The sequence below is a fragment of the Methylobacterium indicum genome, from assembly GCF_017347565.1.
In the GTDB taxonomy this organism is placed as follows: domain Bacteria; phylum Pseudomonadota; class Alphaproteobacteria; order Rhizobiales; family Beijerinckiaceae; genus Methylobacterium; species Methylobacterium indicum.
Window position 1 is genome coordinate 1,531,427 of record NZ_AP024145.1, and the last position, 13,278, is coordinate 1,544,704.

12 protein-coding genes, 2 tRNA genes and 1 pseudogene are annotated in these 13,278 nt (G+C 70.9%); 6 read left to right on the forward strand and 9 right to left on the reverse strand.

Annotated features, from left to right (window positions below):
• Position 1 precedes the first annotated feature (1 nt).
• From miv_RS07090 to miv_RS07100, 3 genes are all read right to left on the reverse strand, one after another.
• Positions 2-409 carry a hypothetical protein gene (locus tag miv_RS07090; RefSeq protein WP_048430137.1) on the reverse strand — a complete coding sequence of 136 codons (408 nt, stop codon included), beginning with the start codon at positions 407-409 and terminating at the stop codon, positions 2-4.
• A gap of 109 nt (positions 410-518) precedes the next feature.
• On the reverse strand, positions 519-767 hold the full coding sequence (locus miv_RS07095) for a hypothetical protein (protein ID WP_048430136.1): 249 nt from the start codon (positions 765-767) through the stop codon (positions 519-521).
• A gap of 355 nt (positions 768-1,122) precedes the next feature.
• Complete coding sequence (locus tag miv_RS07100) at positions 1,123-1,281, reverse strand: hypothetical protein (RefSeq protein ID WP_158004072.1); 159 nt, start codon at positions 1,279-1,281, stop codon at positions 1,123-1,125.
• Between the two features lie 309 nt (positions 1,282-1,590).
• Between miv_RS07100 and miv_RS07105 the strand changes: the two genes are divergently transcribed.
• The gene (locus miv_RS07105; RefSeq protein ID WP_207182024.1) at positions 1,591-4,440 is read left to right on the forward strand and encodes a bifunctional diguanylate cyclase/phosphodiesterase; all 2,850 of its coding nucleotides are present in this window, start codon (positions 1,591-1,593) and stop codon (positions 4,438-4,440) included.
• Between the two features lie 104 nt (positions 4,441-4,544).
• On the opposite strand, the gene miv_RS07110 is transcribed toward miv_RS07105, so the two are convergent.
• Both miv_RS07110 and miv_RS07115 read right to left on the reverse strand, forming a co-directional pair.
• A tRNA-Thr gene (locus miv_RS07110) sits at positions 4,545-4,619 on the reverse strand.
• Positions 4,620-4,704: 85 nt separating this feature from the next.
• Positions 4,705-4,779, reverse strand: a tRNA-Thr gene (locus tag miv_RS07115).
• A 221-nt stretch (positions 4,780-5,000) separates the two neighbouring features.
• Here miv_RS07115 and miv_RS07120 point away from each other — a divergent pair.
• From miv_RS07120 to miv_RS07135, 4 genes are read left to right on the forward strand one after another with little or no spacing between them, the layout of a single operon-like run.
• Positions 5,001-5,990, forward strand: a complete 990-nt coding sequence (locus miv_RS07120; protein WP_207182025.1) for an ABC transporter ATP-binding protein — start codon at positions 5,001-5,003, stop codon at positions 5,988-5,990.
• A 29-nt stretch (positions 5,991-6,019) separates the two neighbouring features.
• Positions 6,020-7,303 (forward strand): ABC transporter substrate-binding protein, encoded by a 1,284-nt coding sequence (locus tag miv_RS07125; RefSeq protein ID WP_207182027.1) that lies wholly within the window; start codon positions 6,020-6,022, stop codon positions 7,301-7,303.
• Entirely contained in the window at positions 7,300-8,247 is a 948-nt protein-coding gene (locus miv_RS07130) for an ABC transporter permease (protein WP_207182028.1), read from the forward strand. The genes miv_RS07125 and miv_RS07130 overlap by 4 nt, the downstream gene beginning before the upstream one ends.
• Before the next feature lie 5 nt (positions 8,248-8,252).
• On the forward strand, positions 8,253-9,149 hold the full coding sequence (locus miv_RS07135) for an ABC transporter permease (RefSeq protein ID WP_207182029.1): 897 nt from the start codon (positions 8,253-8,255) through the stop codon (positions 9,147-9,149).
• A gap of 8 nt (positions 9,150-9,157) precedes the next feature.
• Here miv_RS07135 and miv_RS07140 read toward each other — a convergent pair whose 3' ends face one another.
• The 4 genes and pseudogenes from miv_RS07140 to miv_RS07155 all read right to left on the reverse strand — a co-directional run bounded on the left by miv_RS07140 (position 9,158) and on the right by miv_RS07155 (position 12,000).
• Positions 9,158-9,874 carry an MgtC/SapB family protein gene (locus miv_RS07140; protein WP_048430130.1) on the reverse strand — a complete coding sequence of 239 codons (717 nt, stop codon included), beginning with the start codon at positions 9,872-9,874 and terminating at the stop codon, positions 9,158-9,160.
• A 362-nt stretch (positions 9,875-10,236) separates the two neighbouring features.
• A pseudogene (locus miv_RS33205) lies at positions 10,237-10,692 on the reverse strand (NUDIX hydrolase); the annotation flags it as partial.
• A gap of 300 nt (positions 10,693-10,992) precedes the next feature.
• A complete protein-coding gene (locus tag miv_RS07150; RefSeq protein WP_048430129.1) occupies positions 10,993-11,454 on the reverse strand; it encodes a MarR family winged helix-turn-helix transcriptional regulator in 462 nt (153 codons plus the stop codon).
• 198 nt (positions 11,455-11,652) lie between these two features.
• A complete protein-coding gene (locus miv_RS07155) occupies positions 11,653-12,000 on the reverse strand; it encodes a hypothetical protein (RefSeq protein ID WP_420865512.1) in 348 nt (115 codons plus the stop codon).
• Between the two features lie 282 nt (positions 12,001-12,282).
• Between miv_RS07155 and miv_RS07160 the strand changes: the two genes are divergently transcribed.
• Positions 12,283-13,170: a C40 family peptidase gene (locus miv_RS07160; RefSeq protein ID WP_207182031.1), complete on the forward strand. Its 888-nt coding sequence runs from the start codon at positions 12,283-12,285 to the stop codon at positions 13,168-13,170.
• The last annotated feature ends 108 nt before the right edge of the window (positions 13,171-13,278 follow it).

Sequence of the window (13,278 nt, forward strand, 5' to 3'; positions counted from 1 at the left end):
GTCACCGCCCGTAGGGGTAGCAGCGGCTGCGCTCCAACGGGATGCCGAGATGCGCGCCGAGGCCGCGGATCGCCTCGCCGTGCTCGATGTAGGGATCGCCGTTGCCGACCCCGACCACGATCGGGCAACCCGCGCCCTCCGGCACCATCGCGGTGGCGAGCCCGTTGCCCTCGGCGTCGCGCAGGGTGAAGAAGCGCGGCATCGCCTTCGCCAGATGCGCCTTGAGGCCGATTTGCTGCTCGATGAAGGGACCGGCGGGCGGCACGTAGGAGGCTTCGGCGCGGCCCTGGGCCTGGCGGAAATGTTTTTCCACGGCGTGGCCCATCAGGGCCGATTCCCGGATCGCCTCCGCCTCGGTCTCGATGCGGAACCAGGTTTTTCCGCCGTGAACGTCGCAGACGTAGTCCATCGCTCACCTCGACGGCTTGCCGGGCCTCGTGCCCTTGCTCCCTCCAGTGTGGGGTCGGACGGGGCCGTTTTGAAGCGCGGGTGCGGCGCCGGGTCTCGGGGTTGCGCCCTCAGGCTCGGGCGGGGGACGCGTCCAGAAGGGCCGCGCGGCCCTGCGGGGTGAGGCACCAGGCCGCCGCGACGCCGCCGGGCCGCGAACCGGGCTGCTCGCCCAGGAAGAGAAGGTCGCCGTCGTTCTCCAGGGCGCAGAGCCGGCTGTGGTCGCCGGGCCAGGCCCGGTCGGGGGCGCGCTCGAGCGTGATGCGGCCCTCCGTGCCGAGGGCGGCGCGGCTGAGGAGGCGGCGGCGGTGATCGATCATCGCGTCGGATCCTTGATCGGAGACCGGTGGCCGGCGGTGAACCCGCCGCAGGAGCGGGGCAGCGCGGGACACGGCCGATGGGACGCGGGCCCCCAGGGCCTCGCATCACGGAAAGGGTCGTCGCCCGGGTTCGCGGCATCCCTCGCGGTGCGCGGTCGGGCAGCGGAACGTGCCGCCTCCGAGGCGGCAGCGGGGCGGCCCGGCCGGCCGCGGCGGGTCACGCCGTGCGTGCCGGTACGGTCAAGCTTAACAGCCGAGCCTCCGGATGCAACCCGCAGGGTTTCGTGGCCGCGTCGGACCCGCTCCTGCCGAGGCCGAAGCCGGTCGCGCCGGGATGCGGCTCCCGGTCCTGCGATCAACCCTGGCCCGAGAGGAGGCGCGCGGCCTGCTCCCAGCCCCCGAGAAGGTCGGCACCCGCGCAGGCGAGACCGAAAGCCAGCAGGGCGAGGGCGAGAGTGACGTGGCCGACCGCTTGGAGAGGGCGCCAGCCGTAACGGCGGAGCTGTGAGTACATGGTCGAATCACTGGGTCGCAATGGTTAACAAATCGTTACCATCGAGGCCGCCGATGGCGCCGGCCTGCGCGGCGCCGGATGCCCTCACTACGGACATCAGGAACGACGCAGTCCTTGTGCGGGAGGTGGTCCTGCCGTGACAGTCATCGGGCAGTCGGCAAGCGGGTTCGTCCAGCCGATCACGGGTACGCGGGACGTGGGCCCAGGGGAAAGACCGGATTGGGCCGCCGGCACTGTTCGTCGGGGATGCCGTTTGTTAAGCTCCTTTGAGGCATGTTGCTCGCATCGTCGGCGCCACAGCAGGACATCATGCACCGTGCGTTCGTCTGCCTGACGGCGGAGCACACCGCCTGGGCCATTCCCCTGGCGGCGCTGGTCTGCTGGTTCTCGTGCCGCACGGCCCTGCACCTGCTGGAGCAGGCGCGCGTCGAGCACGGCGCGCGTGCGCTCGGCTGGCTCGTCGGGGCGGCCTTCTCGGCCGGTGCCGGGATCTGGAGCACGCATTTCATCGCCATGCTCGGCTACGATCCGGGCATGGGCATCAGCTACGACCCGGCGGTCACGCTCGCCTCGCTGTTCCTCAGCGTCGCGAGCGCATTCCTGGCCTTCGCCCTCCTGTGGCGCTCCCGTGGCCCGCTCCGCTGCGCCGCCGCCGGCGCGATCCTCAGCCTCGGGATCGCCGCGATGCACTTCACCGGCATGCGGGGCGTGCGGGTCCAGGGCAGCTTCGTCTGGGACCCGGCCCTGGCCGGGATCGCAGTCGCGACCGGGCTCGCCCTGACCTGCGGCGCCCTCCTGGCGCTGCCGCGCAGGCCGGAAGGCGGGCGCCTCGCCCCCGCGGGGATCCTGCTCGCCCTCGGGATCGTGGCGCTACACGTCGTCGCCATGGCGGCGTTGCGGGTCGTCCCGGATCCCCAGGCCGGCCCGGTCGTCGACAGCCTGCCTCATGCCGGGCTCGCCGCCGGCATCGCCGTCGTCACCCTCGCGGTGCTCGCCTGCGCCACCCTGGCGCTGGCGGCCGACCGCCTGCGCCAGGTGAACCGCGTGCTGAGCGCCCAGGCGGCGGCCTTCGTCGCGAGCGAGGAGCGCATGCGGGCGCTCACGGACACGCTGCCCCAGATGGTCTGGGTCTTTCCCCCGGACGGCTACACCGTCTACACCAACCGGCGCTTCCAGGCGCTGTTCGGCCCCGGCGTCTCCTCCCGCCAGCAGCGCTTCGCCACCCACCACCCGGACGGCCGGGACGCCATCGCCGCGGCATGGCAGGTCGCGGAGGCCGAGGCGCGCACCTTCGAGACCGAGGCGCGGCTGAAGGACCTGTCCGGCGACTACCGCTGGTACAAGATCGTCATGGTACCGGTCGTGCACGGGGGCACGGTGGTCGAATGGATCGGCACCGCCCTCGACATCGACGACATGGTCCTCGCCCACGAGGCGCTGCGGGAGAGCGAGGAGCGCCTGGCGCTGGCGCTCGACGCGGGCAGCGACGGCCTGTGCGACTACGATCTGCGCACCGGCGACGCCTGGATCTCCGACCGCTGGTGGCAGCTGCTCGGCTACGCCCCGGGCGAGATGATCGCCGATACCCGCACGTGGCAGTCGCTGCTCCATCCCGACGACCGCGGGGCCGTGGTCGCACTGCTCAAGAGGCACCTCGCCGGCGAGATCCCGGTCTTCGAATGCGAGCACCGGCTGCAGCGCAAGGACGGCGGCTGGGGCTGGTTCCTCACCCGCGCGAAGGTCGTCTCGCGCGATGCGAGCGGGCAGGCGCTGCGAATCGTGGGCACCCACGGCGATATCGGGGTGCGCAAGGAGGCCGAGGGCCGGATCGCCCACATGGCGGCCCACGACGCGCTCACCGACCTGCCGAACCGCACCCTGTTTCGCGAGCGGCTGGGCCAGCGCCTGGCCGAGATCGCCGAAGGGGGCGGGGCCTGCGCGGTCCTGTGCCTCGACCTCGACTGCTTCAAGGAGGTCAACGACGCCCTCGGCCACCTGACGGGCGACGCGCTCCTGCGCGCGGTGGCCGCGCGGCTCGGCGCCGGGCTGGAAGCCGGCGACACGGCGGCGCGGCTCGGCGGCGACGAGTTCGCGGTGCTCGTGGCTTCCGTGGAGGGCCCCGGCGGCGCGATGGCGCGGGCGCAGGCGCTGATCCGGGAGATCGGGCGGCCCGTGGCGGTCGGCGATCAATCGGTCGAGGTCGGCGCGAGCATCGGCATCGCTGTCGCTCCCCCGCACGGGACCGACGAGGAGACGATCCTGCGGCGCGCCGACCTCGCCCTCTACAAGGCGAAGGCGGAGGGACGGAACACCGCCCGGGCCTTCGAGCCGGCGATGGATGCCGCCCTCGCCGAGCGGCGCCTCCTGGAAGGCGACCTGCGCCACGCCCTCGCCCGGGACGAGCTGATGCTGCATTACCAGCCCCAGGTGCGCTCCGCCTGCGGCCGGCTCGTCGGGTTCGAGGCCCTGGTTCGCTGGCGGCACCCGACGCGGGGGCTCGTGCCGCCCTGCGCGTTCATTCCGCTCGCCGAGGAGACGGGCCTGATCGTGCCGCTCGGCGAATGGGTGCTGCGGGCGGCCTGCCGCGAGGCGGCGGGCTGGGCGCATCCGCTCAAGATCGCCGTCAACCTGTCGCCGCGCCAGTTCCAGCAGGCCGACCTGCCCGAGCGCGTGCGGACGATCCTCGCCGAGACCGGCCTGCCGCCCGACCGGCTCGAGATCGAGATCACCGAGACGGTGATCATCAACGACATGGCGCGGGCGCTCTCCGTCCTGCGGCGGCTGAAGGCGCTCGGCCTGCGCATCGCCATGGACGATTTCGGCACCGGCTATTCGTCGCTGGCGACGCTGCAGGCCTTCCCGTTCGACAAGATCAAGATCGACCGCTCCTTCGTCAGCCAGCTCGAGCAGCGTCCCTCCGCCGCCGTGATCGTGCGGGCGGTGCTGGGGCTCGGCCGCAGCCTCGGCATCGGGGTCGTGGCCGAGGGCGTCGAGACCGACGGGCAGATGCGCTTCCTCGCCGAGGAGGGGTGCGAGGAGATGCAGGGCTATCTGTTCGGCAAGCCCCAGCCGGTCGATCAGCTCGCCGGCCTGATCGCCCGGGACGCGGCCTGGATGCGGGACGCCGGCGAGAACCGCATGATGGCGGCGGGGATCTGAGATCCGCTCCGGGCTCCGGTGCCCCCCCCGGAGCCCGGAGCGGATCTCGGGCCTCGCCGGCGCCACGGGACGGGCGGATGCTATCGGGAGGGTCGGGAGAGGGATGGTGCCGCTGGGGAGGATTGAACTCCCGACCTCGTCATTACCAATGACGCGCTCTACCACTGAGCTACAACGGCGCGCCGGTGCCGGGCTGCCCTCCCGATCGGGAGCGGACAGACGTCAGACACACCGAGCGAAATCTTGGACTCTCACGGTGAAGGATGGTGCCGCTGGGGAGGATTGAACTCCCGACCTCGTCATTACCAATGACGCGCTCTACCACTGAGCTACAACGGCCCGTCGGCGCCACGATAACCTGACCGCGACCGTTGGGCCGGGCAGTTCGTCGCTGTGCGCCGAAGACGAGCGGGGGGATAGCGGATCGCCCGGCGCATTGCAACAGGCCCGGGCCCAGGAATCGCGGCCCCCGTCGGATGGCGGCGCGTCGGCCGGCCCCCGCTCCCTGGCCCGTCCCTTGCTTTGCTCCCGCCCAAGGGGAGAGCGCCAAGGGACGGGGCATGGATGTCGAACTGATCAGCCTGACCAAGCGCTACGGCGACACCGTAGCCGTGGATGGGATCAACCTGAAGATCCGCTCGGGTTCGTATTGCTGCCTGCTCGGGCCGTCCGGCTGCGGCAAGACCACGACGCTCCGGATGATCGCCGGGCACGAGACCGTCTCGTCGGGCGACGTGGTGATCGGCCCCAAGGCGGTCGGCGACCTGCCGCCGGCCCAGCGCGGCACCGCGATGATGTTCCAGAGCTACGCGCTGTTTCCCCACCTCACCTGCCGCGACAACGTCGCGTTCGGGCTCAAGATGCGGGGCGTGGCCAAGGCCGAGCGGATCAAGCGCGCCGACGCCATGCTGGCGCTGGTGCAGATGGACCACCTCGCCGGGCGCCTGCCGGCGCAGCTCTCCGGCGGGCAGCAGCAGCGCGTCGCGCTCGCCCGTGCCCTCGTCACCGGGCCGAAGGTGCTGCTCCTCGACGAGCCGCTCTCGGCCCTCGATCCGTTCCTGCGGGTGCGGATGCGGACCGAGCTGAAGCGGCTGCAAGGCGAGCTCGGCATCACCTTCGTGCACGTCACCCACAGCCAGGAGGAGGCGATGGCGCTGTCCGACCTCGTCGTGGTGATGAATGGCGGCCGCATCGAGCAGGCGGCCGATCCCCGCACGGTGTTCGAGCGCCCGGCCACCGCCTTCGTCGCCCGCTTCATCGGCGGCCACAACGTCATCGCGCTCCCCGACCGGCGCATCGCCGTGCGGGCCGACCGGATGCGGCTCGGGCCGGAGGCCGGCCCCGAGGGTCTCAGCGCCCGGGTCGTCGCGGTCGAGTACCAGGGCAGCACCGTCCATGTGAGCCTCGACGCGCCGGACCTCGCGGCCGACGCCGGCTCGGCCCTCACCGCGATCCTCAGCGACCACGCCTTCGCCACCCATCCCCTCGCCCTCGGAGACAACGTGCGGGTGGGCTGGCCGGCCGGCGAGGCCCACCGCCTCGACGCCTGACGACGACTTCGAAAAGGGAGACTTTCGCCATGACCGAGACGAAGACACCCCGCCTGTCGCGCCGCACGCTGCTGCAAGGGGCCGGCGCCGCGGCCGGCCTCGCCGCCGGCTCCGGCGTGATCACGGGCTTTCCGGCGATCATCGCCGCCGAGCCGGTGACCCTGCGCTATCTCGGCACCGCCGTGAACCAGAGCGGCGACATCGCCCGCAAGGTGAAGGAAGATCTCGGCATCACGATCGAGTACATCCCGGTCGTGACCGACGAGGTCTCGAAGCGCGTCGTCACCCAGCCGAACTCCTTCGACATCGTCGATTCCGAATATTTCAGCCTCAAGAAGCTGATGCCGTCGGGCAACCTCGTCGGCATGGATGCGCGCCGGATCAAGAACGCCGACAAGATCACCCCGGTCTTCACCAAGGGCGAGGTCGGGGGCAAGAAGATCGGCGACCAGGGCACGGCGCCCAAGAAGGTCTTCTACCTCGAGGGCCAGAACTCCACGAAGTTCGCCTCGTCCCCGACCGAGTGGATCACCCTGATCCCGACGACCTACAACGCCGACACGCTCGGCATCCGCCCCGACCTGATCAAGCGCCCGATCACCTCGTGGAAGGAGCTCTTGAACCCCGAATTCAAGGGCAAGGCCTCGATCCTCAACATCCCGTCGATCGGCATCATGGACGCCGCGATGGTGGTGGAGGCGACCGGCGACTACACCTATCCCGACAAGGGCAACATGACGAAGGCGGAGATCGACCGCACCATGAAGGTGCTGATCGAGGCCAAGCGTGCCGGGCAGTTCCGCGCCTTCTGGCAGGATTTCAACGAATCCGTGAACCTGATGGCGTCGGGCGAGACGGTGATCCAGTCGATGTGGTCGCCCGCCGTCACCAAGGTGCGCTCGCAGGGCGTCGCCTGCACCTACCAGCCGCTGAAGGAAGGCTACCGCGCCTGGGCCACCGGCTTCGGCCTGCCCAAGACCCTGACCGGCAAGAAGCTCGATGCTGCCTACGATTTCATCAATTGGTTCCTGTCGGGCTGGGCCGGTGCCTATTTGAATCGCCAGGGCTACTATTCGGCGGTGCTGGAAACGGCAAAGGCCAACATGGAGCCCTACGAATGGGCATTCTGGATGGAGGGCAAGCCGGCCGAGAAGGACATCAAGGCCCCGGACGGCACCATCATGGAGAAGGCCGGCGCGATGCGTGACGGCGGCTCGTTCGAGCAGCGGATGGGCGCCGTCGCCTGCTGGAACTCGGTGATGGACGAGAACACCTACATGGTGCGCAAGTGGAACGAGTTCATCGCCGCATGAGCACGGCCGCGGCTCCAGCCCTCCCGGAGGCGGCAACCGCCGCCTCCACCCCCACGGGTCTCGCCGCCGCGACGCGGCGCCAGCGCCGGTTGGCCTATTGGCAGGCGATGCCGCTCGGGCTCGTGTTCCTCGTGTTCTTCCTGGTGCCCCTGGCGCTGACCCTGATCGTCAGCTTCTGGGAGTACAACGAGTACGAGATCATCCCGGCCTTCACGCTCCAGAACTACGCCGACGTGTTCGAGGGCTGCCTGTCGGGGGGCGACCTCTGCACCACCTTCCGGACCTACCTGTCGACGCTGAAGTTCTGCCTGCTCGGCTGGGCCGCGACCCTGGGAATCGGCTTCACGGTGGCCTACTTCGTCGCCTTCCACGTCCGCTCGACGGCGATGCAGACGGTGCTGTTCCTGATCTGCACCATCCCGTTCTGGACCTCGAACGTGATCCGGATGATCGCCTGGGTGCCGCTGCTCGGCCGCAACGGGCTCGTCAACGACACGCTGATGGGTCTCGGCCTGATCCGCACCCCGATCGAGGGGCTGCTCTATTCCGACTTCTCGGTGGTGCTGGCCTTCATCCACCTCGATACGGTGTTCATGATCGTGCCGATCTTCAACTCGATGATGCGGATCGACCGGTCGCTGATCGAGGCCGCCAGCGATGCCGGCGCCACGGCCTGGCAGACCCTGTGGAACGTCATCGTGCCGCTCTGCAAACCCGGCATCGCCATCGGGTCGATCTTCGTGCTGACGCTGATCATGGGCGACTTCGTCACGGTCGGCGTCATGGGCGGCCAGCAGATCGCCTCCGTCGGCAAGGTGATCCAGGTGCAGATGGCCTACCTGCAATTCCCCGCCGCCGCCGCCAACGCGGTGGTGCTGCTCGGCGCCGTGATGGTGCTGATCGGCGCGCTCACTCGCCTGATCGATCTGCGCCGGGAGCTTTGAGAGACATGCGCCGCGACGGGCCCCGCCCCTTCTCGTTCTACGTGCTCGCCGCCTTCTTCGGGCTGTTCGTGCTCTTCCTCTACGGGCCGACCCTGACGATCCTGGCGCTCAGCTTCCAGGGGCCGCAGGGCGGCCTCACCTTCCCGATGAACGGGGTCTCGACCTTCTGGTTCTCGCGCCTCTGGGCCGGGCTCGGCGTGGTCGACATCTGGGCGGCGTTCCGGCGCTCGCTGGCGCTCGGCCTCGTGGTGATGGCGCTCACCGTCACCATCGCGTTCTTCGCAGGCCTCGCCTTCCGCAAGGGGTTCCTCGGCCAGACGCCGCTGTTCTACGTCGCGGTGGCGAGCCTGATCGTGCCCTCGATCGTGGTGTCGCTCGGCATCGGCCTCGAATTCCGGCTGATCGACGAAGGCATCAAGGCGCTCGCGGCGCGGACCGGCTGGGGCGTCCTCCAGGACCACGGCACCGTGATGGGGCTGTTCACCTCGGCCTTGGGCGCCCACCTGACCTGGACCCTGCCCTTCGGCCTCCTCATCATGTTCGCGGTGTTCAACCGCTTCAACCCGGCCTACGAGGAGGCCGCCCGCGACCTCGGCGCCACCGGCCCGCAATCGCTCCGCCACGTCGTGGTGCCGATCATCCTGCCGTCCCTCGTCGGCGTCGCGCTGTTCGGCTTCACCCTGTCCTGGGACGAGCTCGCCCGCACCAGCCAGGCGATCGGCGGGCGCAACACCCTGCCGCTGGAGCTGCAGGGCCTGACCACCACGGTGACGACGCCGGAGATCTACGCGCTCGGCACCGTGACGACCGGCGTCTCGCTCCTCGTCATCGGGCTCGCCTTCGGCAGCTTCCTGGCGATCCAGCGGCGGCGGGCACGGCGGGTGACCCTGCCGGGGTCCTGAGCCGCCCCTCAATCGGTCGTGCGCACCACCCAGGTCGCCCGGCGGATGCCGTCCGCCGCACCGAGCTTCGCGATCACCGCCTCGATCTCCTCCGGCTCGATCGCGGTGCTGACGAGGGTCGCCACCACCTCGACGTCGTCGTCGCCGCGCTCCTCGACGTCGACCTCGCTCACCGGGTAATGGGCCGCCTCCAGGCGCTCGACCAGAAGGTCGCGCACCTCGGAGAGGCGGCCGGTGTCGGTGGTGGCGCGCACCTCGTAGGTGGCTTCCGTGTCGCGCTCGTCGATCGGGATGCGGTTGATGGCGTTGACGAGGGGCCGCAGCAGGGTGTTGCCGGCGAGCACCGCCACGGTGACGAGGGCGGCCTCCGCGGCGAGATCGACGCCCGACAGCGCCCCGACCGCCGCCGAGCACCAGAGCGTCGCCGCGGTGTTGAGCCCGCGGACGTTCATGCCCTCCTTCATGATCACGCCGGCGCCCAGGAAGCCGACGCCCGAGACCACGTAGGCGACGATGCGGATCGCCCCGTCGGCATGCCCGATGCGCATGCCGAGATCGGTGAAGGCCGCGGCGCCCACCGCCACCAGCACGTTGGTGCGCAGGCCCGCGGTGCGCTGCCGGTACTGCCGCTCCGCCCCGATCAGGGTGCCGAGCACGAAGGCGCAGAACAGGCTCAAGACGGAGTTGAGAAATTCGCCGGCCTGGAAGGCCTGGATGATCGCCATCGCGTCCGTGCCGCTCGTCGGGGGCCGCGGGCGAGCCCGCGGGAAAGCCTGCCGCTATAGCGGGGCCGTGTGACGGCCCGATAGCAAAGCCGTCAGGGCGCGCGGTCGGCCGGGCCCTTGGAGCCCTGTCCCTTGCCCGCAGGCCCCTTGGTTGCCGTGTCCTTGGCCACCGTCTCCTTGTCGGAGGAGCCCTTGGCGGTCGCGCCCTTGGCCGGCACGCCCTTCTCCACCGCGCCCTTCTCGGCCGAGTGCTTGTCGCGAGCGCCGTTGTCCGGCGAATCCTTGGCCGAAGCGACCTTGACCTGGGAGCGCTTGTGGGCGGCGGCCTTGACCTTCGCCTTCGCCTTCGCGCCGTCGGCGCCGGCCGCCCGGATCAGGGCGGCGAGTCCGGCCTCGGTGACCGCCTCGGCCGCCTCCGGCACGCTGAACCAGCGGCATTCGCGCTCGTGCTGCTCGGGCCAGGTCTTGAGCTGCTTGCGCACCTCCAGGCGAAACACCTGGACCTGGCACAGCACCGTGTCCCGACTCTTCAGGCGCTTCTGGTAGAAATAGCTGCCGAGCGCCCGCCGGCCGACCCGGCCGATCAGGCCCGCCTCCTCGTAGGCCTCGCGGGCGGCGGCCTCGTAGTTCTTCAGGCCCTTCATCGGCCAGCCTTTCGGCACCACCCAGCGGCGGGTCTCGCGGGAGGTGATGAGCATGACCTGCAGCTCCCCGTCGGCGCGGGTGCGCAGCGGCAGCACGCCGACCTGGCGGCGCGGCTCTCCGTTGCGCTCCGACCAGCCGGTCAGGGCGCTCGCCAGGGCCCGCAGGCTCCTCATGCGCGGACCCGGCGAACGGCGACGCAGCGGGCGGAGCGAAGACTGGTGCAGGTCACGGGTGTCACGTCGCGGCGCACTCGCTGGGGTCCGGTCCGGGGCGGGAAGGCCGCACGATCGTGACGGTCCGGATCGCGCCGATGCCCCGCGGGGTCGGGCACGACCCGCAAGAAACGAACAGCACGACGGTGCCTTCCTCGCGGCAGGCGGCGTCTCCCCGTCCGTCCCTTTACGCGGGATGCGGCGCGGCGCTCAAGCAGGATTTGTTAACCGGCAAAACAAATCGCCGGGTCGGGCCTCGCGTCAGGCTTCGCCGCCGAGGGTGGCGATGAGGACGTCGAGGCGGGCGCGCAGATCGGCGATCTCGCTCTCGGACATCTTCAAGGTATCGACGATCGAGCGGCGCACGTCGACGGCCTGTCCCTCCAGGGCGTGCCCCTCCTCGGTCAGGCTGATCTCGACCTCGCGCTCGTCGGCCTGGCGCCGGGTACGGCGGACGAAGCCGGCCGCCTCGAGGCGCTTCAGCACGGGCGTCAGCGTTCCGGAATCGAGGCGCAGGCGGCGGCCGATGTCGGACACCGTCAATCCATCGTTTTCCCACAGCACGATCAGGACGAGGTACTGCGGATAGGTCAGGCCCAGCCGCTCGAGCAGCGGCCGATAGCACTTCGTCATGCGATGGGACGCGGCGTAGAGCGCGTAGCAGAGCTGATTATCGAGCCGCAATGCGGTCACGCCTGACAGGACAGGCTCGAGAGAGTTCATGTGCTCACCATACCGACGGCAACCGGACGCCGCCCCTGCCGAAGGATCATCCGACAACCAGCCTAACACGGCCGGGCAGCCCACCGAAATCGCACCAATGCGTTCGATGGTGGACAATCATCTCTCGAATGCAGGTGTTTGTGCAACACCATAGGATGGGACGCCGACCGGCGGCGGCCGCAGACCTCCGCGCGGACCTCAGCGGCGGCCGTCGAGCGGCGGGCGGATGCGGCGCTCGACCAGGGGCCGGGTGGCCCGGCGCTCGACGATCACCGTGCGGGGACCGCGCAGGCCGCTGCCCGTGCTGATGATCCGCTCGGGCGCGCGTTCGGCCTTCGGCCTCGCCGCCTGGGCCTGCGCGGCCTGGAGCACGTGGGGACGCACCTCGTCCAGGGGCAGGCCGATCAGGCCCGCGGCGATCTCGACCTGCTGCTCGACGTCGTCGGCGAGGTCCTGGGCCGCCGCCACCGCCTCGGTGATGGTCGGCGGCTCCTTGCGCACCCGGATGGGCGGCAGGTTGCGGGGTTTGTCGGTCGGCTTCTTCACGGTGCGGCTCATCATCATGGGCTGACCATAGCGCAGGCACGGCCATTGTTGCAGTGCAACACGCGCATGTCCAACCCGGCGCGGCTGGAATGGTTGCGTCGCCGAAAGGGTAGCGCCTGCCGCCGCCAGCGAAATTCGACTTGTGCGGTGGTCCGCCCCGCACATCGGTCATAAGGTCGCAGGCTCTGGATAGGCCGATCCACCGGGTCGCGCGCCGCCTTCGGGTCGGGGCCGCCGGCCGGCTTGCTCCCGGCCGCGCGGCTTGAGAGACTGGCCGACATCATGAACGCCCTTCCTCCCCTCGATCCCCGCCTGACCCCGGCCCGGCCCGATCTCGCCGACGAGCGCCTGCGCGGGCGGGTCGAGGCGGCGCGCTACGTCGCCGGGACGGCGCACCGGATCCGCCTCCCCCTCGCCCCCCTGCGCCGCGCGCCCGACCCCGCCGCCGCCCTCGACAGCGAGGCGCTGCTCGGCGAGGCGGCGACCGTCTACGACCTGCGCGACGGGTTCGCCTTCGCGCAGCTCGCGGCGGACGGCTATGTCGGCTACCTGCCGGCGGAGGCGCTCGGGCCCGTCGATCCCGCACCGACCCACCGGGTCGCGGCCCTGCGCACTTTTCTGTATCCCGCCGCCGACCTGAAGCGGCCCGCCCTCGGGGCGCTCAGCCTCGGCGCCCGGGTGGCGGTCGCGGCGCGGGACGGCGCCTATGCGCGCCTGCACAACGGCGGCTTCGTCTGGGCCGGCCACCTCGCCCCCCTCGACGCGATCGAGCCGGACGTCGCCGCGACGGCCCTGCGCTTCCTCGGCGTCCCCTATCTCTGGGGCGGACGCAGCAGCCTCGGGCTCGACTGCTCCGGTCTGGTGCAGACGGCGCTCGCCGCCGCCGGGATCGCGGCGCCGCGCGACAGCGACCAGCAGGAGGCCGCCCTCGGCGAGGCGGTGCTGGTCGCGGCGGACCTCGCCGGCCTGCGGCGGGGCGACCTGGTGTTCTGGCGCGGCCATGTCGGGATGATGCTGGACGAGACCCGCCTGATCCACGCCAACGGTCATCACATGGCGGTGGCGGTCGAGCCGCTCGCCGAGGCGCAAGCCCGCATCCGCGGCGGCCGCACGGGGCCCGGCACCGGCGACGGGGCGATCCGCGCGATCCGCCGCCTCCTCCCCGGCTGACCGTCCGGGGCCGAGCCCGAAGGCCTTTCATTGGACCTGTCCGATCCCGACACTGGGGAAACCGCCCGGTGCGCGACGGATCGCGCGTGCAAAGCCGTGGACATCCGG